The sequence below is a fragment of the Chryseosolibacter indicum genome (assembly GCF_018598585.1).
GTDB classification, from domain to species: Bacteria; Bacteroidota; Bacteroidia; order Cytophagales; family Cyclobacteriaceae; genus Chryseosolibacter; species Chryseosolibacter indicus.
Window position 1 is genome coordinate 29,914 of sequence record NZ_JAHESD010000026.1, and the last position, 23,780, is coordinate 53,693.

General features: G+C 39.1%; 23 protein-coding genes and 1 pseudogene. 4 read left to right on the forward strand and 20 right to left on the reverse strand.

The annotated features are described in order from the left end of the window. Position 1: 1 nt before the first annotated feature. The 5 genes from KK060_RS12665 to KK060_RS12685 form a co-directional block, all read right to left on the reverse strand. Positions 2-2,092 carry a penicillin-binding protein gene (locus tag KK060_RS12665; protein ID WP_254154108.1) on the reverse strand — a complete coding sequence of 697 codons (2,091 nt, stop codon included), beginning with the start codon at positions 2,090-2,092 and terminating at the stop codon, positions 2-4. After that, a complete protein-coding gene (locus KK060_RS12670; RefSeq protein ID WP_254154109.1) occupies positions 2,082-2,471 on the reverse strand; it encodes an FtsL-like putative cell division protein in 390 nt (129 codons plus the stop codon). The genes KK060_RS12665 and KK060_RS12670 overlap by 11 nt, the downstream gene beginning before the upstream one ends. 37 nt (positions 2,472-2,508) lie before the next feature. Continuing rightward, on the reverse strand, positions 2,509-3,417 hold the full coding sequence (gene rsmH / locus KK060_RS12675; protein WP_254154110.1) for a 16S rRNA (cytosine(1402)-N(4))-methyltransferase RsmH: 909 nt from the start codon (positions 3,415-3,417) through the stop codon (positions 2,509-2,511). Between the two features lie 5 nt (positions 3,418-3,422). Beyond that, the gene (mraZ, locus tag KK060_RS12680) at positions 3,423-3,866 is read right to left on the reverse strand and encodes a division/cell wall cluster transcriptional repressor MraZ (RefSeq protein WP_254154111.1); all 444 of its coding nucleotides are present in this window, start codon (positions 3,864-3,866) and stop codon (positions 3,423-3,425) included. A gap of 151 nt (positions 3,867-4,017) precedes the next feature. Continuing rightward, positions 4,018-5,193 (reverse strand): CaiB/BaiF CoA transferase family protein, encoded by a 1,176-nt coding sequence (locus KK060_RS12685; protein ID WP_254154112.1) that lies wholly within the window; start codon positions 5,191-5,193, stop codon positions 4,018-4,020. 88 nt (positions 5,194-5,281) lie between these two features. On the opposite strand from KK060_RS12685, the gene KK060_RS12690 reads away from it, so the two are divergent. Both KK060_RS12690 and mnmA read left to right on the forward strand, forming a co-directional pair. Beyond that, the gene (locus KK060_RS12690) at positions 5,282-6,523 is read left to right on the forward strand and encodes a peroxiredoxin family protein (protein ID WP_254154113.1); all 1,242 of its coding nucleotides are present in this window, start codon (positions 5,282-5,284) and stop codon (positions 6,521-6,523) included. A gap of 22 nt (positions 6,524-6,545) precedes the next feature. Further along, positions 6,546-7,718: a tRNA 2-thiouridine(34) synthase MnmA gene (gene mnmA, locus KK060_RS12695; protein ID WP_254154114.1), complete on the forward strand. Its 1,173-nt coding sequence runs from the start codon at positions 6,546-6,548 to the stop codon at positions 7,716-7,718. A gap of 1 nt (position 7,719) precedes the next feature. On the opposite strand, the gene KK060_RS12700 is transcribed toward mnmA, so the two are convergent. From KK060_RS12700 to KK060_RS12710, 3 genes are all read right to left on the reverse strand, one after another. Beyond that, positions 7,720-8,280 (reverse strand): DUF502 domain-containing protein, encoded by a 561-nt coding sequence (locus KK060_RS12700; RefSeq protein WP_254154115.1) that lies wholly within the window; start codon positions 8,278-8,280, stop codon positions 7,720-7,722. Positions 8,281-8,294: 14 nt separating this feature from the next. Continuing rightward, the gene (gene cmk, locus KK060_RS12705; RefSeq protein WP_254154116.1) at positions 8,295-8,978 is read right to left on the reverse strand and encodes a (d)CMP kinase; all 684 of its coding nucleotides are present in this window, start codon (positions 8,976-8,978) and stop codon (positions 8,295-8,297) included. A gap of 175 nt (positions 8,979-9,153) precedes the next feature. After that, on the reverse strand, positions 9,154-9,843 hold the full coding sequence (locus tag KK060_RS12710; protein ID WP_254154117.1) for a hypothetical protein: 690 nt from the start codon (positions 9,841-9,843) through the stop codon (positions 9,154-9,156). Positions 9,844-9,904: 61 nt separating this feature from the next. Here KK060_RS12710 and KK060_RS12715 point away from each other — a divergent pair, with 61 nt between their 5' ends. After that, positions 9,905-10,171 (forward strand): hypothetical protein, encoded by a 267-nt coding sequence (locus KK060_RS12715; RefSeq protein ID WP_254154118.1) that lies wholly within the window; start codon positions 9,905-9,907, stop codon positions 10,169-10,171. Positions 10,172-10,236: 65 nt separating this feature from the next. Here the strand turns inward: KK060_RS12715 and KK060_RS12720 are convergent, their stop codons facing one another. The 11 genes and pseudogenes from KK060_RS12720 to KK060_RS12770 all read right to left on the reverse strand — a co-directional run bounded on the left by KK060_RS12720 (position 10,237) and on the right by KK060_RS12770 (position 20,954). Beyond that, positions 10,237-11,640 (reverse strand): MATE family efflux transporter, encoded by a 1,404-nt coding sequence (locus KK060_RS12720; protein ID WP_254154119.1) that lies wholly within the window; start codon positions 11,638-11,640, stop codon positions 10,237-10,239. A 195-nt stretch (positions 11,641-11,835) separates the two neighbouring features. Next, positions 11,836-13,188 carry an NAD-dependent succinate-semialdehyde dehydrogenase gene (locus KK060_RS12725; protein WP_254154120.1) on the reverse strand — a complete coding sequence of 451 codons (1,353 nt, stop codon included), beginning with the start codon at positions 13,186-13,188 and terminating at the stop codon, positions 11,836-11,838. A gap of 123 nt (positions 13,189-13,311) precedes the next feature. Further along, positions 13,312-14,021 (reverse strand): annotated as a pseudogene (locus KK060_RS12730) (head GIN domain-containing protein). Positions 14,022-14,129: 108 nt separating this feature from the next. Beyond that, positions 14,130-14,963, reverse strand: a complete 834-nt coding sequence (gene tsf / locus KK060_RS12735) for a translation elongation factor Ts (RefSeq protein ID WP_254154122.1) — start codon at positions 14,961-14,963, stop codon at positions 14,130-14,132. 134 nt (positions 14,964-15,097) lie between these two features. After that, complete coding sequence (rpsB, locus tag KK060_RS12740) at positions 15,098-15,868, reverse strand: 30S ribosomal protein S2 (protein WP_254154123.1); 771 nt, start codon at positions 15,866-15,868, stop codon at positions 15,098-15,100. A gap of 13 nt (positions 15,869-15,881) precedes the next feature. Next, on the reverse strand, positions 15,882-16,268 hold the full coding sequence (gene rpsI, locus KK060_RS12745; protein ID WP_254154124.1) for a 30S ribosomal protein S9: 387 nt from the start codon (positions 16,266-16,268) through the stop codon (positions 15,882-15,884). A 3-nt stretch (positions 16,269-16,271) separates the two neighbouring features. Continuing rightward, entirely contained in the window at positions 16,272-16,715 is a 444-nt protein-coding gene (gene rplM / locus KK060_RS12750) for a 50S ribosomal protein L13 (protein ID WP_254154125.1), read from the reverse strand. 187 nt (positions 16,716-16,902) lie between these two features. Beyond that, positions 16,903-17,664, reverse strand: coding sequence for an RluA family pseudouridine synthase (locus KK060_RS12755; RefSeq protein WP_254154126.1), 762 nt, complete (start codon positions 17,662-17,664; stop codon positions 16,903-16,905). Further along, positions 17,627-18,703 (reverse strand): sensor histidine kinase, encoded by a 1,077-nt coding sequence (locus tag KK060_RS12760; protein WP_254154127.1) that lies wholly within the window; start codon positions 18,701-18,703, stop codon positions 17,627-17,629. Before KK060_RS12760 ends, KK060_RS12755 begins: the two co-directional genes overlap by 38 nt. Positions 18,704-19,029: 326 nt before the next feature. Continuing rightward, entirely contained in the window at positions 19,030-19,719 is a 690-nt protein-coding gene (locus KK060_RS12765) for a response regulator transcription factor (protein WP_254154128.1), read from the reverse strand. A gap of 182 nt (positions 19,720-19,901) precedes the next feature. Then, positions 19,902-20,954 (reverse strand): aminopeptidase, encoded by a 1,053-nt coding sequence (locus KK060_RS12770; protein WP_254154129.1) that lies wholly within the window; start codon positions 20,952-20,954, stop codon positions 19,902-19,904. Positions 20,955-21,251: 297 nt separating this feature from the next. Here KK060_RS12770 and recA point away from each other — a divergent pair, with 297 nt between their 5' ends. Then, positions 21,252-22,277 (forward strand): recombinase RecA, encoded by a 1,026-nt coding sequence (recA, locus tag KK060_RS12775; RefSeq protein ID WP_254154130.1) that lies wholly within the window; start codon positions 21,252-21,254, stop codon positions 22,275-22,277. 78 nt (positions 22,278-22,355) lie between these two features. On the opposite strand, the gene KK060_RS12780 is transcribed toward recA, so the two are convergent. Beyond that, positions 22,356-23,621, reverse strand: a complete 1,266-nt coding sequence (locus KK060_RS12780) for an ABC transporter permease (RefSeq protein WP_254154143.1) — start codon at positions 23,619-23,621, stop codon at positions 22,356-22,358. Positions 23,622-23,780: the final 159 nt, after the last annotated feature.

Sequence of the window (23,780 nt, forward strand, 5' to 3'; positions counted from 1 at the left end):
TTTATCCAAGTCTTATAAAAATTCGACCTCCCTTTGAAACACGTCCTCCCGGGTTTAAAGATTGATTTACAACTCTTCCCTTACCTTCGTAAAAAACCTTTAATCCATTTTGCTCTAATAAAAAAATGGCATCTCTGAAAGACATACCCATAACATCAGGTACGATTTCCTTTCCACTGACACTTTTTTTCCAGTTGACACTGCTTCCTGTCCTTGAAGCACGAACCCAATCCTCTTCTGTTTCAGTATGGTTTGATATACCTAGCTCATTGCAGATTAAAGCAAGCTCTTGCTGCTGGCCGGCCCTGATTACAGGAAGAACATCGTCCTTCATGAATTTCCTTTTATCCATCGGATCATGAAGAGCGATATCTCTCGCATATATATTGTCTGCTATTTCCTTAAATACAGGTGCAGCTACACTACTTCCATATTGAAACCAACCCCTAGGATTTTTAATAAGTACGATAGCACTATATTTAGGCTGGTGAGCAGGAAAATATCCAACAAAAGAAGTTAGGTATTTTCTGGTATATCTACCATTCTCAAGTATTTGAGCAGTACCTGTCTTTCCGGCAATTCTATAATGAGTTCCTCTTATGTTTTTTGCAGTACCCTTTTCTACAACACCTTCCAACAAAAGCTTTAGCTTGTCTAACGTCTTTTGTGAACAAATTTTATTATTCAATACTTCCGTTTCAAAATCTTCTTCATCTTCGTCGGCACGCTTCACAGATTTTACAAAGACAGGTTTTATCATAACACCATTATTAGCTACGGCATTATAAAGTGCCAGTGTATGTAGTGGTGTAATTTCGAACCCATAACCGTATGCCATCCATGGTAAGCTAATACCACTCCAACCGCGCTCTCCGGGTCTCTTTATTTTGGGAGCCGGCTCTCCTATAAGCTGTATTCCAAGTGGCTTTGACAAATTAAGACGATCAATGTGTTCCAGAAACTTTTCAGGCTTCAATCCAAAGTGTTTGTCTACCAGCTTCGCCATGGCAACATTGGAAGAATGTTCGAAAGCTGTTTGAATTGTAACCTTTCCTAATCCCCCATCCTCATGATCACGAACCTTTCTGTTATAGAACATGTACTCGCCATTCCCCGTATCAATGCTATCCTTTAATTCAACGTTTGTATCTTCAAGCAATGCAATCATGGTAACGAGCTTAAAAGTAGATCCAGGTTCGAATGTAGTACCTGCTGCGAAGTTGTACTTCTCAAAGAAGTTTCCTTTTCCATCTGTGCTTAAATTCGTGATCGCCTTAATCTCTCCCGTGGCAACTTCCATTACAACTACTAAACCATCGTCGGCATCATGCTGCAACATAGCTTTATGTAATGCTGTTTCGGATACATCTTGCAGATTTATGTCTATGGTAGTTTGAAGATCAAGCCCATTTACCGCCTTTACGTTATTAGCATCGTAAATTGGTTTCCATACGCCGCCGGCAATCTTCTGGTAGTAAGCATATCCGTCCTGGCCCCCGAGCTGCTCGTTAAAACTATATTCTAAACCTACGCCCTTATCATTCTCGTTGACGTATCCAATTGTACGTCTGCTTAAATTTGAAAACGGCCTGTAGCGAACATCAACCTTTTCAAATATAGCTCCACCCCGAATTCTACCTTCTCTGAAGATCGGCCAGTTCATCATTACTTTTTTATCCTGATAATCGATCTGCTTTCGATTAAGAACTATGTACTGTTTCCCTGTTTCGCGAGCGTCAATAAGCATTCGTCTGTAATCTTTGGCACTTTTATCCCTAAAAAATTTTGCCAAATGCCATGCTAACGAATCTACTCCCTTTTTAAACACCTCTTCCTTAGCAAGCGTCGCATCAAAAGCGACTTTGTAGAAAGGCAAAGAGGTAGCTAAAAGACTACCATTATCAGAATAAATGTTTCCGCGGGTTGCTTTTACTCTCTTGTAATCAAAAGAAATTCGTTCACCCATTGCTGCCCACTTCTCTCCTTCAGCAAATTGAATGTGACCGATCTTTACTACTATAGCAATAGCAAAGAGCAGCACAAATAAAAATGCTACACGTACTCTTAATAATATCGACTTCTTAATATTCACCTTTATCTACTACAATTTTATAAGGAGGTATCAGACTTTCTTTTAAACCGTAAACACTTACTTTTCTTGCAACCTCAGACTGTTTGCTACCAAACATAAGATCAGCTTTAAGCGTTGTATAATCTGCTCTTAAATCCTCTACTTCTGCTTGCATCTCATTTATTTTTCTAACAGTTTTTTCGGCATAGTGAGTGTTGCCTATATAAATAAGACCGAGAATCATCACAAAGAAAATCTTCGGCAGGTATTGGACCGGAAATCCTTCTTCAAAATAACTTTCAAGTTTAAGATGTTTCTCAATTCCTGAGAACACACTTACTCCTCTTGAAACTGCTCCGGAATTTTGTTGAACTCCCACCTTAAATTTATTCTCGCTCATAGATGCTTCTTCAATGTTGATAACTTTGTGGAATTGTTTATAACTTTATAGCTACACGCAACTTCGCACTTCTTGCTCTACTGTTTTCATTAATCTCTTCCTCACTCGCCTCTGTCGGTTTTTTATTTACTGCGCCAAAAGGCTTTATCTCGTTACCGTAAAAGTCCTTTTCAACATCACCAAACACTTTTCCTTTATTCATGTAATTCTTTACCATTCTGTCTTCCAGCGAATGATAGGACATTACTACGAGCCTCCCCCCTTTTTCCATTACTTCGCCACATTGGTGCAAAAAAATTTCAAGTGCCTTCATCTCGTTGTTAACTTCAATGCGCAAAGCTTGAAACACCTGGGCGAAATATTTGTTCTCCTTACCTCTAGGAGCTACAGGCTGTAAAACCTGCTTAAGCTCTTCTGTTCTGGAGAAAGGACTATTCACTCTGTTTTGCAAAATTACTTTTGCAACTGTCCTGGCATTCTTCAATTCACCATACATTCCGAAGATTTTATGTAATTGTTCTTCGGTATATTGATTTAAGATTGTCGCAGCCGTTTGAGATATTGTTTTATCCATCCTCATATCGAGCGGACCATCAAAACGTGTTGAAAAGCCTCGCTCAGGAGAATCAATCTGATGCGATGATATTCCTAAGTCTGCCAGAATACCATTAACCTTACTTACCCCATTTAACTTTAGGTATCTCTTCAGATACATAAAGTTCGCCTGACAGAATGTAAAAGAACGACTCTTTATTTTTTCCGCTTCTCTTCTAGCATCGTCATCCTGATCGAAAGCAACTAATCGACCTTCTGTAAGATGCGAGAGAATTTGTATACTATGCCCGCCTCCACCAAATGTGGCATCCACATAAATACCATCAGATTGAATCTGTAATGCATCTATGCACTCTTCTAGCATTACCGGTTTGTGATAGCTCGATGCCATACACATTATTCATTGAGGTATTTTTCTGCTAACTTCGACAACTCACCTGGATCCTGGATTAAATGTTTCTCATAGATCGATGGATTCCAGATCTCAACTTTATTACCCATGCCTACCAAAATTGAATCTTTATCAATCTGAGCATAAGTCAACATATTCTTCGGTATCAAAAACCTTCCGCTATTATCTAACTCAACAGTTACAACTCCTGAGAGAAAGTTTCGCTGAAGTTTTCTATACTCTTCATTGAATTCGTTAAGTCCTGAAATTTTTGAGAACACTTTCTTGAACTCCACCATCGGATAAACTATAAGGCATTGCTCGAATCCCCTGCGTATCACTAGCTCGTTGCCGCTATTTTCAGGCAACTGTGCTTTGATGCGAGCAGGCAGAACCAATCTCCCTTTGGAGTCTAGCTTGCACTCATATTCGCTGGTGAAGAAAGTCATTAGACGTAGTGGTTGTCTTTTTCTCCTAAGCAAACATAACAATTTTGTACCACTTTCAACCACTTTGAACCACTTTTTTACATAATAACATAAAAAAGCCCCTAAACAGCCTGAAAAGCTGCCCAAAACAGGCATTGCTCTTTGACGCTGCTTATTTTATAATACCAGCATTAACCAGTTTTTCTATCATTTCTGAGGAATATTGGAGACTTTCTCTTAGAATTTCTTCAGAATGCTGCCCTAAGTGCGGAGGTGGAGGAAAGTGGGAGTTAAAAGTTTCAAACTTAGCAGCAATAGATCTAAGACCTTTCACATCATTAGACTGGAGTAGCAACTCTTTACCTTCAGGCATGTCTAAAGCCTCTTTGATATTTTGGATCAGACCAGCGGGAATCCTGTTCTGATTCAAGTGGGTCATTAACCAAGCAGAGTTTAATTCTTTTATTTTGGATGCAAGAAGATTAAATAGTTCGGGCCTGTTTTGTACTCGCAAACTATTGCTGCTAAACTTCTCGTTGTTAATGACGCCTGTTAAGCCTAACACATTACACAAGTCACTGAATTGCCGATCACTGCCAACAGCTAGCATTAATTCCTTGTTATCTGCAGTGCGAAACACTTCTCCATAAGGAGCAATGTTAGGATGAACAGAACCCTGTTTTTGCGGCAACTTTTTTCCAACCAGCCAATTCGTAGCTTGATTAGCAAGAGATGTAAGAGCGGCTTGTATTAAGGACACTTCGACTACTTTTCCTTTTCCTGTCTTCATTCTTTCGATCATTGCTAATAGTAATCCTTCCTTCAAATGATGACCCGCAAGAATATCTATAAGGGCTACCGGCATTTTTAAAGAGGCGCCTCCTGGCTCTCCATTCATAAACATAAATCCCGCCTCGGCTTGAATTATTGCATCATAGCCAACACGCGGATTGCTACTTCCGTATCCTGTGATCATTCCATAAATAATTGCAGGATTTATTGAGGACAAAGTCGTGTAATCAACACGTAGTTTTTCAGCATCGCCTGGCTTATAACTACTAATCACCACATCCGTTTGCTTCGTAATCAAATGAATTATTTCTTGTCCTTCCGGTTTGGATAAATCAACAGCTAAAGAACGTTTACCCCAATTTACACTACAAAAATAAGCGGAGCGATCATCTGTAGTTTCTCCCAGAAACTTCCAGGTTCGTGTAACATCTCCTCCTCCTTTGATATTCTCGACTTTAATTACACTAGCTCCTAGTTCTGCAAAAAATTGCCCAACACTAGGACCGGCCAAAACCGATGCTAATTCCAAAACCTTGACACCTTCTAACTGACTCACAGGTACTTATTTTGTTAAAATGTGTTAAGCTAACTCAAATTTTAAATGATTTCTCTCATTTTTGTGTTTTAAACCCAAAATCGTTAAAATGAGAAAACTTGTCTTTTTTACGTTACTTATTATCCTTTCCTGCAATACAGAGAAGAAAGAAGCTTCCAAGTCTTTAAAGACTGGAACATGGAGGGCGACGATAGAAATACAAGGACAAGATCTTCCTTTTAACCTTGACGTAGTTAATGATAAAGAAGGGGGATATGATATTTATGTTTTAAACGCCGATGAAAGACTACTTCTCGACGAGGTAACTATAGAAGGTGACTCAATAAAAATAGGTCTACATATCTTTGACGCAGACATCCGTGCCACATTAAAGGGTGATACAATACAGGGAGAGTTTATCAAAAACTATGAAAAAGATTACAATATTCCTTTTCTCGCAGTTTATGGCCAAACTTATCGTTTTCCAAAAGGACCTGAACAAGCCGTCCTACCGGATTTCAGTGGAAAATATGAAGTTGTTTTTGAAAACGAGACCGATACAACAGAAGCAATTGGCATCTTCAAACAACATGGCGACAGCGTAACAGGAACATTTCTCACCTCAACAGGAGATTACAGATACCTTCAGGGCATTGTTGTTGGAGATCGGATGCAGCTCAGTACTTTTGACGGCAACCATGCGTACATCTTTACAGCGACCAAGTTAAAGAACGGAGAACTTGCCGGCGAATACTATTCGGGCAAAAACTGGATGCAGTTTTGGCGAGGAGTGAAAAATGAAAACGCAAAATTACCAGATGCAGAGTCCTTGACCTACCTAAAAGAAGGTTATGACCGAATTGAATTTACATTCCCTGATGTAGATGGAAAGAAGGTTTCTCTCAATGACGATAAGTATAAAAACAAAGTGGTGATCCTTCAACTATTTGGTACCTGGTGCCCGAACTGCATGGATGAAACACAATTTCTCAACCCATGGTACAACGAAAACAAACACCGTGGGATTGAAATTATCGGACTGGCATACGAGAGAAAAGATGATTTTAACTATGCGAGTAGTCGGGTAAAAAAGATGATAGACAAGTACAATATCACATACGATTTTGTAATAGCAGGAACAAACGACAAAAAGAAGGCTGGTGAGACACTCCCTATGTTAAATAGGGTAGCCGCCTTTCCTACTACAATATTCATTGGTAAAGATGGAAAAGTAAAAAAAATTCATACTGGTTTTTCAGGGCCAGGTACCGGCTTGTATTACGATCAGTTTATCCAACACTTTAACGAAACTATCAATGAACTTTTAAGCGAGAATATTGCTTTGAAGTAATATAACTAGCTTAAGTAAAAGTATGAAACGCGTAGTTGTCGGTCTTTCTGGTGGCGTCGATTCTAGTGTAACTGCTTATCTCCTGCAACAACAGGGATACGAAGTTATCGGCATGTTTATGAAGAACTGGCACGATGACTCCGTTACCATCAGCAATGAATGCCCCTGGCTTGATGATAGTAATGATGCAATGATTGTCGCACAGCATCTTGGTATTCCTTTTCAGGCTATTGACTTAAGTGTCGAGTATAAAGCGCGTATTGTTGATTACATGTTTAATGAATATCAACAGGGAAGAACTCCCAACCCGGATGTGCTTTGTAACAGAGAGATTAAATTCGATATTTTTTTAAATACAGCATTAAAGCTTGGGGCTGACTTCGTTGCGACTGGTCATTATGCCAGAAAAACCGAATTTCAAAGGGAAGGGAAAACAATATTCCGTTTATTAAGTGGTAAAGATCCTAATAAAGATCAAAGCTACTTTCTCTGCCAATTAACACAAGAACAATTATCAAAGTCGTTATTCCCCATTGGAGAACTGTTAAAACCTGAAGTAAGAGAGATTGCCAAAAAGATAGGATTAGTTACTGCTGATAAAAAAGATTCTCAAGGCCTGTGTTTTGTAGGAAAAGTACATCTACCTGAATTTCTTCAACAACGATTACAACCCAAAAAGGGAAAAGTGGTAGAGATACCAGCAAGTGCTCCTGCATTTAAAAATGGGTTTGATGACGAAGACTTTGTAAGTTTAACAACACCATACAAACTAGAAGCTTCTTACGGAAAAGTTGTGGGTGAACATAATGGGGCCCATTACTACACCATCGGGCAAAGAAAAGGGCTTAATCTTAGTGGAAATTCTGATCGTCTCTTTGTTATAGGAACAGACACCAATGAAAACATCATATACACTGGTTTAGGAGATAACCACCCTGGCTTGTTTAGAAAAGGCTTGTTAATCAAAACGGAAGATGAGCATTGGATAAGACAGGATTTAAAAATAAATATAGGTGAATCAAAAGGGTACTTGGCAAGAATACGCTATCGCCAAAAACTTGAACCATGTACACTTCATAAAAAAGAGGAAGGCCTCTATATTATCTTTGATAATCCTCAAAAAAGCATTACACCCGGACAATTTGCTGCATGGTATGATGACGAAGAACTTATTGGATCAGGAGTTATTTCTTAAATTATTCCTTAAACCCACTTACTCCACCTGATACAATAAATTTCATTGCTGTTGGCCCTGGTATATCCAAGGGCCTTATATTTTCTTTAGATACAAAATAGTGATAGCCGGAAAAGGCATAAGAATGCGGAAAATATACTACCACCATATCATTTAATCCGAGCTCTGAAAGATCTGCCTGAGTAACAAATCCGATCTGAAACAAATTATTGTCTTTATTAATTCTAACGAGAACGGGCTTATTAAACTTCTTCTTATCCCCAACAAAGGCACTTAACAAATCTCTTACGGTTGAATAAATTAATTTAACTAAGGGAATACGGTTCATTCCTCTGTCAAACCATTGCCCGATGGTTTTGAATACATAGTTTGTAGATAGATAACCAATAATGGTGATTACCAGAATGATAATAAGGAAACCGAGTCCTGGATAGGGCAAACTGAGGCGATCATCGAGCCATTTAAAAGAGATATAAATAAAGTAAGCAGTTGCTACCAGAGGTACAATAAATAAAGTACCACTAAAAAAATATCTAAGTACCCGACCAGCGAAACCCTGCATTTAATTAAACATTATTAACAGACGATTTTTGATAATGCTAAACGTACAACTTCATCAACCTGTTCTTCTACCGTTATATGCGTTGTGTCAATAACAATTGCATCGTCTGCTTGCCTTAGCGGACTCTCAGCTCTTGTTGTATCAATCTTATCACGTTGTTGTATATTTTGGATCACCTCATCCAGATCTACAAGCTGATCTTTCTCCAACAATTCCTTCTGCCTGCGAAATGCTCTCACAAGCATATCTGCAGTCATAAATAATTTCAGCTCCGCGTTTGGAAACACAACAGTTCCGATATCTCTTCCATCCAGCACTACTGCTTTTTCTTTCCCCATTTTTCGTTGTTGCTCTACCATTGCAGAACGTACTTCTTTGATAGCGCTTACCTGACTTACATTTTCAGAAACACGCATTTTCCTTATCTCCTTCTCTACATTTAGGCCATTGAGAAAGGTTTCAGTTACATTTTTTGAATTAACTTTAAAGGATACATTAATATTTACAAGAGCCTTCTCTACCTCTCTTTGGTTTGTTAAAGCCACATGGTTCTCAAGAAAGTATAAAGTAACTGCGCGGTACATGGCACCTGTATCAATGTACCGATACCCTAGGATACTGGCAGCCTGCTTTGCTGTTGTACTCTTGCCGCATGCGGAATAACCATCAAGAGCAATAACTATCTTCTTAAACTTCATTAGCAATCCTTTTGAGGACAAGGAATTGGTTTACCGGGCTTTAGCTTTTTCTTTTTAGCATGACCTGAAGAAGCGCATCCGTCTGCTAGAAGCAGCGTAAAAGCAAAGAATAGGGCAATTAAAGATTTATAGCGCAAGGTTTATCGGTTTAATGGGGTAAAAATAAAAAAAATCTTCAACCTTCCGTTTTGTTCTCGTAGCTCATACGAAAACCTATTTTTTGTGCCCCTCCTAGTTCAAGGGAGTGGTCCTTTTTCTGGCTCACGGTAGTAGATTTTACATGTGTAAAAGCTGGTGTTACAAGATCATTTTCAATAGCCATTTTTAAAACAACCTTTACCAGGTATCGAAGAATATCTTCAGTCAACGGTTCTTTTGATATATCATTAAACTCAGTAAGATCCTTTTCACCTTCAATAAAAAAATGCTTTTCATGATTAATCATGATTCTTGCAAGAAGGTATCCTGGGTCAGTTCCCCTATTAAATTTCATTGAATCTGCCATGAAATTATATATCATGATCTGTCCGAAATAACGATTAACCTCATTCGATTTCACATACTCATCTTCTATAACCGGGTGTGAATCTTCAAATGTGACTATGTTTGAATTCATTACGAAAATAAGCATGTCTCCTGCAAGCTTTACGTCGAACTCATGCTCATGAATAACATTAAATTCAACGGTAACGTCAGCATCTCCAGGTTTTGCTCTTCTTCTCAACTCTTCAATTACATTTTTAGCCTCCGTTGAAAGTATTGAAAATGCCCAACACAAGTGTTTAAAAGCCTGCTGTTTAGCTGTTGATTTACTTTCAAGCATTTCCTTAATAAACTTAACAGGATCCTCAGATTTAAGTCCCATATCACTTTTATTTAAGTTTTGCACTCTCTAAATTCATACCTATATAAAACTTGTAAATACAATGGAGCCCCAGGAAGAAGGAAAAGCAGAAAAGACATTTAAGTCTTTTGGAAAAAGAGTAGATGCATTTGTCGAAGAACTAAACGAAGCAGCTGAAAAGCTGGAAAAGGAGTTTGAGATGAAGTATGAAGAACTAAAAGTCTCGGCAGAAAAGCTCAGAAAAGAAGCAGAAAGCAAAGAACGGTGGAAAGAAGTTGAGTTGAGCCTAAAAAAAGCTGGCGATGAATTGAGAAATGCATTTAGTGCTGCCTTCAAGAAAAGAGATTAGCTGTAAATAAAAAAATTAAGAGTCTTCACTTAGCAGTGAAGGCTCTTAAAACTTCGCATGTAAGGCTATATCTTAACAGCTTTCCAGGCACCCTTTCTGAAGATAATGATTCCTACCACAGCTATCGCTGACTCGGCGATAGAAATTGCTGCATATACCCCCGTTGTTCCAACGCCTGCAAGTATCGCTAAGGAATAAGCTAAGGGAATTTGAAATAACCAGAATCCGAAAAAATTGATCAAGGTAGGCGTGCGTGTATCACCTGCACCATTAAAAGATTGGCTTATTACCATTCCATAGGCATAGAAAATATAACCTAAACAAATCACCTGCAGTGCTAATATTCCATTCTGCAATACATTAACATCATCTGTGAAGAGTTGTAACAAAGGTCTTGCAAACAATAAAAAGATAATTGTAACAATCCCTAAAAAAATCATATTCAGAAACGCAGCCCTCCAAACCGATTTTTCAGCCCTGTCAGGAAATCCTGCTCCTAAATTTTGTCCAACCAATGTAGCTGCTGCATTCGCCATCCCCCACGCGGGTAGAATTGCAAATACGATAAGCCTTATAGCAATCGTGTAACCTGCTACAGCTGTGCTTCCGAACGTACTGAGTATACGCACAAGGAATATCCAGCTCGCAGATGCAATAAGAAACTGACCTGTACCTCCTGCAGATACTTTAAACAATCTGATGATGATGTCCCACCGTATTGCCAGACTTTTTAAATTTATTTTAATTACTCCCTTCCCACTAAGCAGATAGTATAATTGAAATAATACACCACAACCTCTTCCTATTGTAGTTGCAATGGCTGCACCTTCAACGCCTAACCTCGGGATTGGTCCTACTCCAAATATAAATATTGGCCCCAAAGCTATGTTTAAAATATTAGCAACCCATAATGAACGCATAGCAAGAGATGCATCCCCGGCCCCTCTGAAAATTGCATTAATCAGAAAGAGCATTAGAATAGTAAGATTACCTGTTAACATCCATTTGGTATATCCCGAATGATTGTCAATTAATGATTGACTTGCGCCCATCCAACGGAGCAGCGACTCAGAGAAAAATATTCCTATGAATGTAATAACAATGGATATACCTATGCCAAAATAAATGGATTGCATTGCAGCCAACTGCGCTGATTTAATATCTTTCTCTCCTACCCTTCTCGCAACCATCGCTGTAGCTCCCATGCTTAAGCCAATCCCTATTGAATATATTATTGTAAGAAGTGATTCAGTAAGCCCTACTGTTGCCACTGCATCATTATCATTTAGTTGGCTTACCCAGTATACATCAACTACAGCAAATAACGATTCCATTATCATCTCAAGGATCATGGGAATAGAGAGAAGAAATATGGCTCTATCAATACTTAATTTAGTATAGTCTTGTTGCTCACCTTTGATAGCTTGTTTGAATAAACGAAATATAGAAGTAACCTTAGAAGTTGTCATCTTTGATGGTGATTAGTAAAAAGAAAATAAATGGCCCCGAGAGAATCAGGACTATTCAAAGTAGTAGAAAAAGATTTTAAATGAGAGCTTGCACATAGCAAACTCAAAACACCAACTTCATCGGCTTTAAATTTTAAGCAGTAATGCCGTGTACGGAAAAGGCAGTAATAAAGTTTTAATAATAACCAGATTTATTTACGCTACATAGATTGTTTTAGCGTTAACAAATTCTTTAATGCCTAATTCTGAAAGCTCTCTACCATAGCCAGATTTCTTAATGCCTCCAAAAGGTAATCTCTGATCAGAACGCATGAGGGAATTTACAAACACAGATCCGGACTCAATTTGTCTCGCAACTCGTTCTCCCTGCTCTTTATTGGTTGTCCATACCGAACCTCCTAAACCATAGCGATGAGAATTTGCAATACTTATCGCTTCTTCTTCATCACGAACAGTTATCAAGGAAGCAATTGGACCAAACAATTCATCATCATAGGCCGGCACCCCCGGCTTAACATCATCGAGCAACGCGGGTTTGAAATTGCAGCCATCACGTTGGCCTCCTGTAATTAGCTTAGCTCCCTTTTTAATTGACTCTTCTAGTTGTTTTTCAAGCTGTTCGGCAAGATCCAGTCTGGCAATGGGACCTATAGTGATACTTTCATCTAGTTGATTTCCCTGCTTTAGCGCCTCAATATTTATTCTAAACTTTTCAATAAATTTATCCTTAACAGATTTAACGACAATAAAACGCTTTGCTGCAATACATGATTGACCTGCATTCTGCATGCGTGATTGTGTAGCGACTTTAGCAGCAAGCTCAAGATCAGCATCTTCCAGCACAACAAAAGGATCGCTTCCACCGAGCTCAAGTACAGTCTTCTTTAAATGTTTCCCTGCTGAGGAGGCTACATGTGTGCCTGCTGATTCACTTCCTGTTAGTGTCACCGCTGCAATCACATCATTTGCTATTATTGAATCTACATTTTTAGACTCTACCAGTAAGGATTGAAACGCTCCCTCAGGGAAGCCGGCTTCTTTAAAAATATCCTGGATAGCTAACGAGCATTGAGAAACATTAGCTGCATGCTTTAGTAGTCCTACATTACCTGCCATCAATGCTGGCACTGCAAACCTAAACACTTGCCAGAACGGAAAATTCCAGGGCATTATTGCAAGTACAGGACCAAGCGGTTGATACGCAACATAACTTCTCAATGCTTCTGTTTTTATTGATTGATCTTTAAGAAAGCCTTCAGCATGTTCAGCAAAAAAGTCACATGCGTCTGCGCACTTATCAACTTCCCCCTTTGACTCCTTGATTGCTTTACCCATTTCTTTTGAAATTGTTAAAGCAAATTCATCTCTCCTTGTTCTTAAAATTTCACCTGCTTTAAGTATCAGTTTTGATCTTTTATCAAAGCTTTCTTTTTTCCATTGGATGAATCTTTTAGAAGCAAGTGCCAATTTTCTATTTATTGCATCAAGGCTATCAGCTGGAGTTTCACCTATTACACTTTGGTCAAATGGATTTATTGATTTGAACATGAATTTATCTTTATTGACTATAGAAGCTATAAAAAATGTTTATGCCAATAAAGACCATACTATTCAGATATGAGAAATTTTTAAATTAGACAGGCGATACACCTGCCCTTCTGGTTTAGCCTCTTAGTCCTCCTTTCTTAATGAACTTCCTCCTGAAATATCTGATGTAACTACAGGATTACCTCTGTAGATAGTAGTGCTCCCGCCGCTCGCCCAAACATGCAGCTTATCACTAACTGTAACCTTGGCATCGCTTGCTCCTGACACTCGTACATTTGATGTAACTACAGGAAATCCATAAGCGTGAAGGGAAGACGCTCCTGACAATTCAATCTTTCAGCTCGTCCCCGCATGGAAACATGTGAAGCACCCGAAACTAATACGTCCACCTCGATTGCCTCGATGTTTAATTGACAAATAGACGCACCTGAAACCGTAAGATTAAATTCATCTGCATCTACAAAACCTGAAATGCGGGAATCAGTAGCACCTGAAAAATTAGCTGATAATAATTGAGGCATTCTAATGACAATTGACGTTGTATGTTTGCGGCCTTTCCTGTCATCATAACCTATCAAAAGTGTTGTACCCTCCTTCTTTACTTCAAGATCATCGAGATTCCTCCTGTCACCAGACGCTATTACTTCAAAGAACTGGCCTTGCTCAACTGAAACCTGAAAAGCGTCACCGACATCTAATCGATCGAACTCAACAACAGAAAACTTTCTTTCGTCTGCTTGCTTAGGACCAGGGTCATCTACGTCCTCACATGAAACTATCAATGTCGCCACAAGGCCTACCAGCCAAAATGCTTTTCTAATTCCGATCGTCATAATTTAATGGTGTTTATTCTTATGACAATTGACTAATTCAAATCCCCTAGTTACTAAAACAAAAAAAGGGGCTTTCGGCCCCTTTTATACAAATACATTTTATATCTATTACCCTATTGCTACACGCTTAAATTCAGCTACTGTTAATCCTTTAGTAACAGAATCAAGATATTGTGCTACAGACTTGGAGTTATCTTTAACAAATGCCTGGTGCAATAAGGTATTTTCCTTGAAGAATTTCTGAAGTTTACCTTGTGCAATCTTATCAACCATACTTGCTGGCTTGCCTTCTGCGAGAATCTGAGCCTTAGCAATTTCAAGTTCCTTTTCAATTACAGTTGTATCAACTGATTTTTCGTCTACCGCTACTGGATTCATCGCAGCGATTTGCATACCAACATCCTTACCAGCATCCGTTACATCTTTACCGTTAATGCCTTTTAATGAAACCAATACACCTAGTTTAGAACCAGCGTGAATGTAAGGCACTACTACTTCACCTTTCATTAACACGTATTCACTAACTTCTATCTTCTCGCCAATCTTGCCTACAAGCTCAACAATCTTATCATTGATGGATAGACTACCAGCCTTAAGGTCCAATAAAGCTTCTTTAGTTGCAGGTTTTGATACGAACGCAGTTTCAGCAACCAGCTTTCCAAGATTTTGAAACTCTTCATTTTTTGCAACGAAATCTGTTTCGCAATTCAGGGCAATAAGAACCGCTTCTTTTTTATCGTCACTTACTTTAATGAAAACTGATCCCTCTTTCGCTTCTCTGTCAGAACGACTTGCAGAAACTTTCTGGCCCTTCTTTCTAAGAATCTCAATTGCTTTCTCAAAATCGCCATTAGCTTCTGATAGTGCCTTTTTACAGTCCATCATACCGGCACCAGTCATCTGGCGTAATTTGTTAACATCTTGTGCTGAAATTGCTGACATAATACTTTAATTATGAATTACGAATGTTGGAATTTGGATTACTTAATTAAAAAACAAACATCGGCTTTTGACCGATGTTTGATTGTTTTATGACAACCGAATTACTGCAGCCTGTTCAACTGCCCATCGGTAAATTATTTTGACTCTTCTACAGTTTCATCAACTCTTCTCTTTTCTTCCTCGTCTTTTCTATGAGCTGCTTCTTCTTTGTCTTTCTTACGCTCCATCAAACCTTCTTCAATTACGCGACCAATGTGTTTGGTAATAATTGATATTGATTTGAAAGCATCATCGTTAGCAGGTATCGGGAAGTCAACACCTGTAGGATCGCTGTTGGTATCAACCATAGCAAACACAGGTATGTTAAGTTTTTGAGCTTCTGTAATGGCGATATGTTCACGCTTAACATCGATTACAAACAACGCTGCCGGCAATCTGTTAAGGTCGGTAATACCTCCTAGTAATTTCTCTAGTTTAGCTTTTTCGCGCGTAACCATCAAACGCTCGCGTTTCGCAAGGTTTGTGAAAGCTTCATCTTTCATCAACTTCTCAATCTGAGAAAGTTTTTTAAGAGACTTTCTGATTGTAGCAAAGTTGGTAAGCATACCACCCAGCCAGCGTTCTGTAACGAAAGGCATGTTTAGACGCTTTGCCTCATCGGTTACTATATCTTTAGCCTGCTTCTTAGTCGCTACGAACATAATCTTACGGCCTGAGCGAACGATGTTCCTCATTGCGAAAGATGCTTCTTCTAAGCGTGCTAAGGTTTTATTTAAATCAATGATGTGGATACCATTGTTCTCCATGTAGATGTACTCAGCCATCTTAGGGTTCCACTTGCGGGTAAGGTGACCAAAGTGAACACCTGCATCCAACAAATCTTGATATGTTAATTTTTCAGCCATTCTTTACTATCGATTAACGCTTGCTAAACTGGAATCTTCTTCTTGCTTTTCTTCTACCGTATTTCTTACGCTCAACCATACGTGAGTCACGTGTTAACAAGCCTTCTTTTCTTAAAGCTGGCTTATTTTCGCCATTAAACTCAACCAAAGCCCTTGCAATACCTAAACGTACAGCTTCTGCCTGTCCTTTTACACCACCACCCTCAACATTGACTGTAACATCGTATTGATCATCAGCCTTAACAGCAGTAAGTGCCTGTTTAACTGTTGTTTGGTGAATTTCTGAAAGAAAATATTCTTTCAATTCGCGGTTATTCACCTTAATATCACCTTTACCGGGTTGTACATAAACCCTGGCAATTGATGTCTTTCTTCTACCGATTGCGTTTACGATCTGCATTTATCAGAACTTTAATTCTTTTGGTTGTTGTGCTTGATGAGGATGCTCAGAACCTGCATAAACATGAAGGCTTCTAAAAAGTTCACGTCCTAGCCTATTCTTTGGCAACATGCCTCTTACTGCATGCTCAATAAGTCTTTCAGGATGCTTTGAACGGATCATTGTAGGCGTATGCTCACGCTGACCGCCAGGGTAACCTGAGTGCGTGAAGATTACGCGATCTGTCCATTTTTTACCAGTCATCTTTACTTTTTCAGCATTAATTACGATGACATTGTCGCCACAATCCACATGAGGAGAATAGCTTGGCTTATGCTTGCCACGAATAACTTTTGCTATCTGGCTTGCTACACGGCCCAAAACCTGTGCGTTAGCATCTACAATAACCCAGTTCTTTTCAACTGAAGCTTTGTTAGCATAAGTGGTTTTATAACTATTATGATCCATTTTTATAAGTGAAATTCAGTAAGTACACCCTCCTCTTAAAAAGGGACACAAAAGTAAGCGAGATATGCCTCAAATGCAAGACATCGTCCAAATTTACATTTAATTTATAAAATCCGTTCAAGCACATCGCTTCCTTCGTAACTTATATCTAACAGTAAATCATTTTGTTACCTTAAAAATAAGCCTATTATTTATTCAATTCGAGTTGACGTAATAATGCCTGAAAATCTTTAGGATAAGGAGCCTCTACCCTCTGTTTTTTGCCTCCTAAATCATTAAACTCTAAAGAATAGGCATGTAGCGCCATCCGTTTCATAAACGATTCTTCTTCCGTTCCCTTCTTTAGGTTAAAGCCTCTTTTGATCTCCGACAACAGGAATGGTTTCCCGCCGTAAGTGTCGTCTCCCGTGATCGAAGCTCCTTGTGATGCAAGGTGAATTCTGATCTGATGCATACGCCCGGTAACAGGCTTACATTCAATTAACGTGTGAAGCCGATAAGGTTTTAAAGAGGTAAAATAGGTTTGGGCAGGCTTTCCTTCCCTCCTGCTGATCTTCACCATACCATCATTTTGCTTGAGAATAGGCTCATCTACAAGCGTATTTTGAAAGTTTTGAATCCCATCAACTACAGCATGATATACTTTAACAACCTCTCGTTTCTCGAACTGCATGCTAAGATGCCGGTATGCTTCCGGATTTTTTGCTACCGCTAAAACACCTGATGTATCTTTATCCAAGCGGTGGCACACCTGCGCATCATTAGCGTATTCCCTGGCTAGGCCAAGTATATTAATACGCTCATGCCTGTCTTCGAGCGTTGATATAAACGGTGGCTTATTTACCAAAAAGTAATCATCATCCTCAAAAAGAATAATCTCCTTTAGATCGACCTTAGGAGCTTTTGTGGGCTTAATGTTTTGCTGATTCAATATGTTCTGTTCCTTCATGTTTTTCATGTTTAGCCCTGGGAAGTTTAAAGCTGAAAATTGATCCCTTGCCAGGTGTGCTTTCTACTTCTGCTCTTGTGTTGTGCCCATCCAGGATATGTTTAACAATAGCAAGCCCTAATCCCGTTCCACCTTTCTCTCTGCTTCTGCTTTTGTCTACCCTATAAAAACGTTCAAAAATTCTGTTGATGTGCTCCTGCGGAATACCCTCGCCTGAATCTTTTACATAAGTAACAACAGATTTCTTATGTATTTCAAAACTCACTACAACTTCTCCCCCTTCAAAAGAGTGCTTGATTGCGTTGGATATCAGATTGGTCATCACCTGAGTTATCCGCTGCCAATCGGCATACACCATTACCTTTGCTGGTGGGCCATCTATTCTTAAAACAACATTCTTTTTTTCGGACTTATTCTCAAATTGCTCAAATACCTCTTCAGTTAAAGCATACATATTGATACTCTCGAAATGCATTTTTATCTGGCCTGTTTCGATGTGTGATAGCGTAAGCAGATCCTGAACCAGGGCATCAAGCCCATCAAGGCTTTTTGCAGCCTTCTTTAAAAATTTAGTTCTTACGGTCTTATCATTCACTGCGCCATCCAGCAACGTATGCACAAATCCCTGAGCAGCAAAAATTGGCGTCTTTAGCTCATGAGAAACATCTGCAATAAACTCTTTACGAAATGCTTCCAGCTTTTTAAGTTCATCTATTTCTTTTTGCTTTAAATCAGCAAAGGAATAGATTTCTTCATTGATCGTTTTTAGCGGGTTTAACACGCCGGATTTCTGCTTGCCTATTCCGTGGAGTTCTTTCTTCTTAAGCTTGCTCATAAGCTTATAGATTTTATTGATTTCCCTGAAAATCAGGAATTCCAACACAACAAAAATAAGCAGATAGGCAACAGAAAAGCCGATAACAAAGGCTACAATAAGGGCACTTGCATCAACGCTTTTGAAAAGCGAAAGAAAAAGTGTTGTAATTATAGATATGCAAAGGGCAAGCAACAATGCCATTACCCTTGAATTGTAAACCATGTGGTAAAGATAGGGATTTGATGACCGAATTAATTACTTGATTTGGTTTAGCTTTGATTGTTGAGCTTTTTTTCCTACATTAAGTTAATCTGTAACACCAATAGATAGCTACTTTTTCCCGCCTTCCTTCAACTTATCCAGATCAAAAAAGAACAAGAAGACTGCAGGGAGACTGGACGATGCCTAAGGATGATAGCCTATAGGCAAGCCTTACCTATTTAACCAAATCATATATATAACAACTCCCATTGATTGAATGAAGTAATATTGAACAAGCCGATGATATACGACTTACTAGTTTTTTGTTATTTAACTAAGAGACGTGGTTAATTCAAACTGAATTTATACCCTACTCCTTTAACAGTAGTTATAAATTCATCTCCTATCTTCTCACGTACTTTACGAATATGTACATCTACCGTGCGGGCAAGTACATAAACATCAGAACCCCAAATGTTTTGAAGAAGATCTTCACGGCTAAATACCTTATTGGGATTTTGTGCCAGGAAATAAAGGAGCTCAAATTCCTTTTTAGGAAGGCTTATCTCTCGGTCGTTAATTTTTATGGTATAGCTGGTTCTGTCTATCGTCAGCTCACCGATGTTAATAAGGCTGTTGGGAGAGGTTTTCTTGGTCTCTCTTCTAAATAAAGCGCTGATACGACTCATTAAAGCCCTGGGTTTAATTGGCTTTGTAATGTAGTCATCGGCACCAACATCAAACGCCGCCACTTCGGAATACTCTTCAGATCTGGCTGTAAGAAAAACTACGAATGTTTTTTGCATTTCAGGAATTTCACGAATCAACCTGCATGTCTCAACGCCATCCATTTTGGGCATCATAATATCGAGAAGTACAAGATCAGGTGTAAATTTCCTTGCAATTTCAACTGCTCTAGCTCCATCGCTTGCTGTCTTTACATCGTAGCCGCCTTTCTCTAAATTGTATTTAAGCAATTCAAGAATTGATTCTTCATCATCTACGACAAGCACTTTATGCATTTGCTTGTTACCCATAAGCATTGTAATTTATTAGCAAAAGTAGCCAGAAACAGACGTTTTAAAAACGCTTAATGCTTTCTTAACAATTGCTAATTACTTCCTTAACATTAAGATAACATCAAAAAGTTTTAGTAGGCAGAAGCGACATTATTTACACAGCATCAATTGTTTGAAAGAAAAAAGAGGATCAAGCGCGTTTATAAAAAAGGATGTTTCTCACTTAAATACTTAATATAAGATTTCAGGTCACTGTTAAATTTCTGCTCCCATTCTTCCCAGAAAGTATCCTGCTTGGCTTGATAACGCCTGAAATTCATGAAGTACGCATTATTGGGAAGTCTCTCTTTATAACGACTCGAAGGTTTAGGTCCTGCTGTACTTAGCGTTAATGTATCAAGCGTACTAACTATCCTTTTAATCATGTCCGTTTTAAGGGCTAGCTTATGAGACACCGAATCGTTTTCATTCATTGTCTTATATAAACTATCTAACTTTTCAGATCCCCGAAGCATATGATCCGAAAACTTCAGGTAATCCTCATTTTCATTAATGTATAATTGATACTCCTTAGCGTGCTCTCCGTACTTCGAGATCAGAAACTTTTCAGTTCCCCTATCGCCTATAAAAGTGGCAAGGTTCTCATTGTAGTCAATACTATCCTTAACAAAGATGGTAGCATGCGACATTTCGTGAATGATCAGATTAGCCAGGTCTCCCTCACTTCGTTCCAACATTTTGCTAAGTATCGGATCAGTGAACCATCCAAGTGTAGACCACCCGCCTGGGTTTCTGATACTCACGTCCCAACCTTCTTTTTTTAATTCTTCACCCAGTTCAATAGCCAATTCTCTATTAAAAAATCCTTTATAGGGCACAGCCCCAAGCACCGGAAACTCCCATTCTTTAGCTTTTAGCCTAAACTGCTCGGATGCAGTAACAACCCACATAATCTCCTCACCTTTTTGGTCATACAGCGTTTTGTAGTTTTTTGTATCCTTTAGCCCGAGGGAGTCAATTGCGTATTTTCTGACCTCATTGATCAGTACCAATTTAGCTTTTAGAGAATCCGGGAATTGCGGATCTTTGAGAAACTCTTCAACAGGCCGGGCATTCCAAACTATATTCAATTGCCCTTTTGCCTGCCTTAGCCCGTATACCACTAAATCCCAATATGCGGCAACCAGCACAAGAATAACCAGAAGCAAGGCCAGTAAAAGGCGTTTAATGAATTTCCAGGTTTTGCCAGCCATCTTGAGGGTTTGGGTTGTATTTTAGAGTTTCCTTTTGGAATATTCGCGCAATATAAAATGTTCCTGCTGTTTTAATACAACACCAACATCCTGAAAGCAATCGCTTTTACGATAAAAAAGTTAAAGCCATCGTATTTTTGACACTATTTGTCAAAAGCTATTTCGAGATTTGTAACGTTTTTAAATTAATAACGAAGTGGTAATTTCAATGTTTAAAGTAAAAAGAGGCAGACAAAAGGTTTCTGCAAATCAATTAAGTAAAATCATAAATAAATACAACATAAAGTAACGAACCCCATGAGTGACGCAAAAGAAAAACTAAAGGCGCTCCAGTTGACGATTGACAAACTGGAAAAAACTTACGGAAAGGGAACCGTAATGAAGCTCAGCGATGAAAAAGTATCTGATGTACCGGCAATCTCTACGGGGTCATTAGGATTAGATATTGCACTTGGTGTTGGGGGTATTCCCCGCGGCCGTATCATTGAGATCTACGGACCTGAATCATCAGGTAAAACTACGCTAACCATGCATTGTATTGCAGAAGCACAACGTAAGGGCGGATTAGCCGCTTTTATTGATGCAGAACACGCTTTTGATAAGTCCTATGCTGAAAAATTAGGCATTGACACAGAAAACCTGCTTATATCTCAACCTGATAATGGTGAACAGGCACTTGAAATTGCCGATCACCTCATCCGTTCCGGCGCTATTGATATTATTGTTATCGACTCCGTAGCTGCCCTTGTGCCTAAAGGCGAATTGGAAGGCGAAATGGGTGAAAGCAAGATGGGCTTACAGGCCCGCTTAATGTCACAGGCATTACGTAAACTAACAGGTACGATTAGCAAAACCGGCTGCGCTTGTATCTTCATCAACCAATTGCGTGAAAAGATCGGTGTAATGTTTGGTAACCCTGAAACGACAACCGGTGGTAATGCCTTGAAGTTCTATGCTTCAGTAAGATTGGATATCCGAAGAATAGGACAGATTAAAGAAGCTGCTGACGATATTACCGGTAACCGCGTAAAAGTAAAAGTGGTGAAGAATAAAGTAGCCCCTCCTTTTAAAGTAGTAGAGTTTGATATCATGTACGGAAGAGGTATCTCAAAATCCGGCGAGATTATTGACTTAGGTGTTGAACTCGAAGTAATTCAGAAGTCAGGTTCATGGTTCTCATACGGGGGCAATAAGCTTGGTCAGGGAAGAGATGCTGTTAAGCAACTTGTAGAGGATAATCCTGAATTAATGGAAGAACTGGAGAAGAAGATCAAAGAGAAGATTGCCGGAGGAGAAGCAAAATTACTCGAAGAGAAGGAATAAGACGGTATATAGTTATAGTTAAAGAAAAGGTCTGGAAGCAAACTTCTGGACCTTTTTGATTTTAGTGTTTTAAAGAAATCAGGTGGCGCGAATAGCGATAACAGGATCAAGCCTGGCGGCAACCGCTGCTGGGACTATGCCCGATACAAGACCTATTACAGAAGACACTGTTAAACCAAGTACAATATTTTTAATGGTGAGGGTAACAACAAGATCCCCCATCGGAATAAGCGTGACAAGGTAAACAAGGAATAATCCGCCGAGCCCACCAATAAGGCTTAAGAAGATTGCCTCGAACAAGAACTGAAAAAGAACGAAGTAATTCTTGGCACCTAAAGACTTTTGCAAGCCTATAATACTGGTACGCTCCTTAACGGAAACAAACATGATATTCGCGATTCCGAAACCGCCGACCAGAATAGAGAAACCACCTATGATCCATCCTGCAACCCCCACGACATCAAATAACCCGCTGATGGCATTGGCAATTGCCTCTGGCCTGTTTAGAGCAAAATTATCTCTCTCTGTTGGTTGAAGGCCTCTTCTCGTACGAAGTAATCCTCTTATTTCATTCTCCAGCTCAACCAATCCTACATCACTCTCTGCGCCTTTCACCCCTATACGTGATGTAGTTTCATCCCACGCTCCCGTGCCGGTCTGATAGAGTTTTCTGAAAGATTGGTAGGGAATTAGTGTATTAAAGTCGTTACTGGACCAACCCATGAAGCTTTGGCCCTCCCTTTTTATTACACCTATAACCGTGTACTTCATGTTCTTTACCTTAACCACCTGGCCAATCGGCTCCTGGTTATTAGGGAAAAGTACTTTTGCTATCTCGAAACCAATAATGCAAACACTGCGTCCTGCTTCAAGCTCTTCCGGAGTAAAGAATCTGCCTTTCTCTACATTCAACTCAAAAATTGTATTATAGCCAGGGGCAGCGCCAACTAACCTAACCTGACCAATGCTGTTGTTATTTCTTTTTACTACCATATTACCCTTGCCCGCGTAAATGGTAATCCCTACCTGGTTTTTTAGATTGGCTTGAAGAAATTTGAATTCGTTGTATGATGCGTTGGGCCTCTGCCAGAACTCCCACCACTTATACTCACCATCATTATCAGCTATAAAAGGCCACTTTTCCACATATATAACACCCGTTCCCAAAAAGTTTAAGCTATCCTTGATATTCTTCTCCAGGGAGTCAACAAGTGTTAAAACAGTTATAATGGCGAAAATGCCAACCGTAACGCCTAGTAAGGATAGGATCGTTCGAAGCAGGTTCGATCTTAAGGCACGCCATGCAAACCTGAAACTCTCGTAAATCTGTCTTAACATACTGATGAAAGGGTATTACGCTTTTAAACTTATTGTGTTAGTAGCTTAACGAAGCTTTTAATTACTCTTTTAGACTAAAAAAAGGCAATTTTGTTACAAAGATGAAAATCCGGGGCTTCTTTGTCGAGAATGGTGATTTATGCCTTATTTTTGCAACCTTGTTTA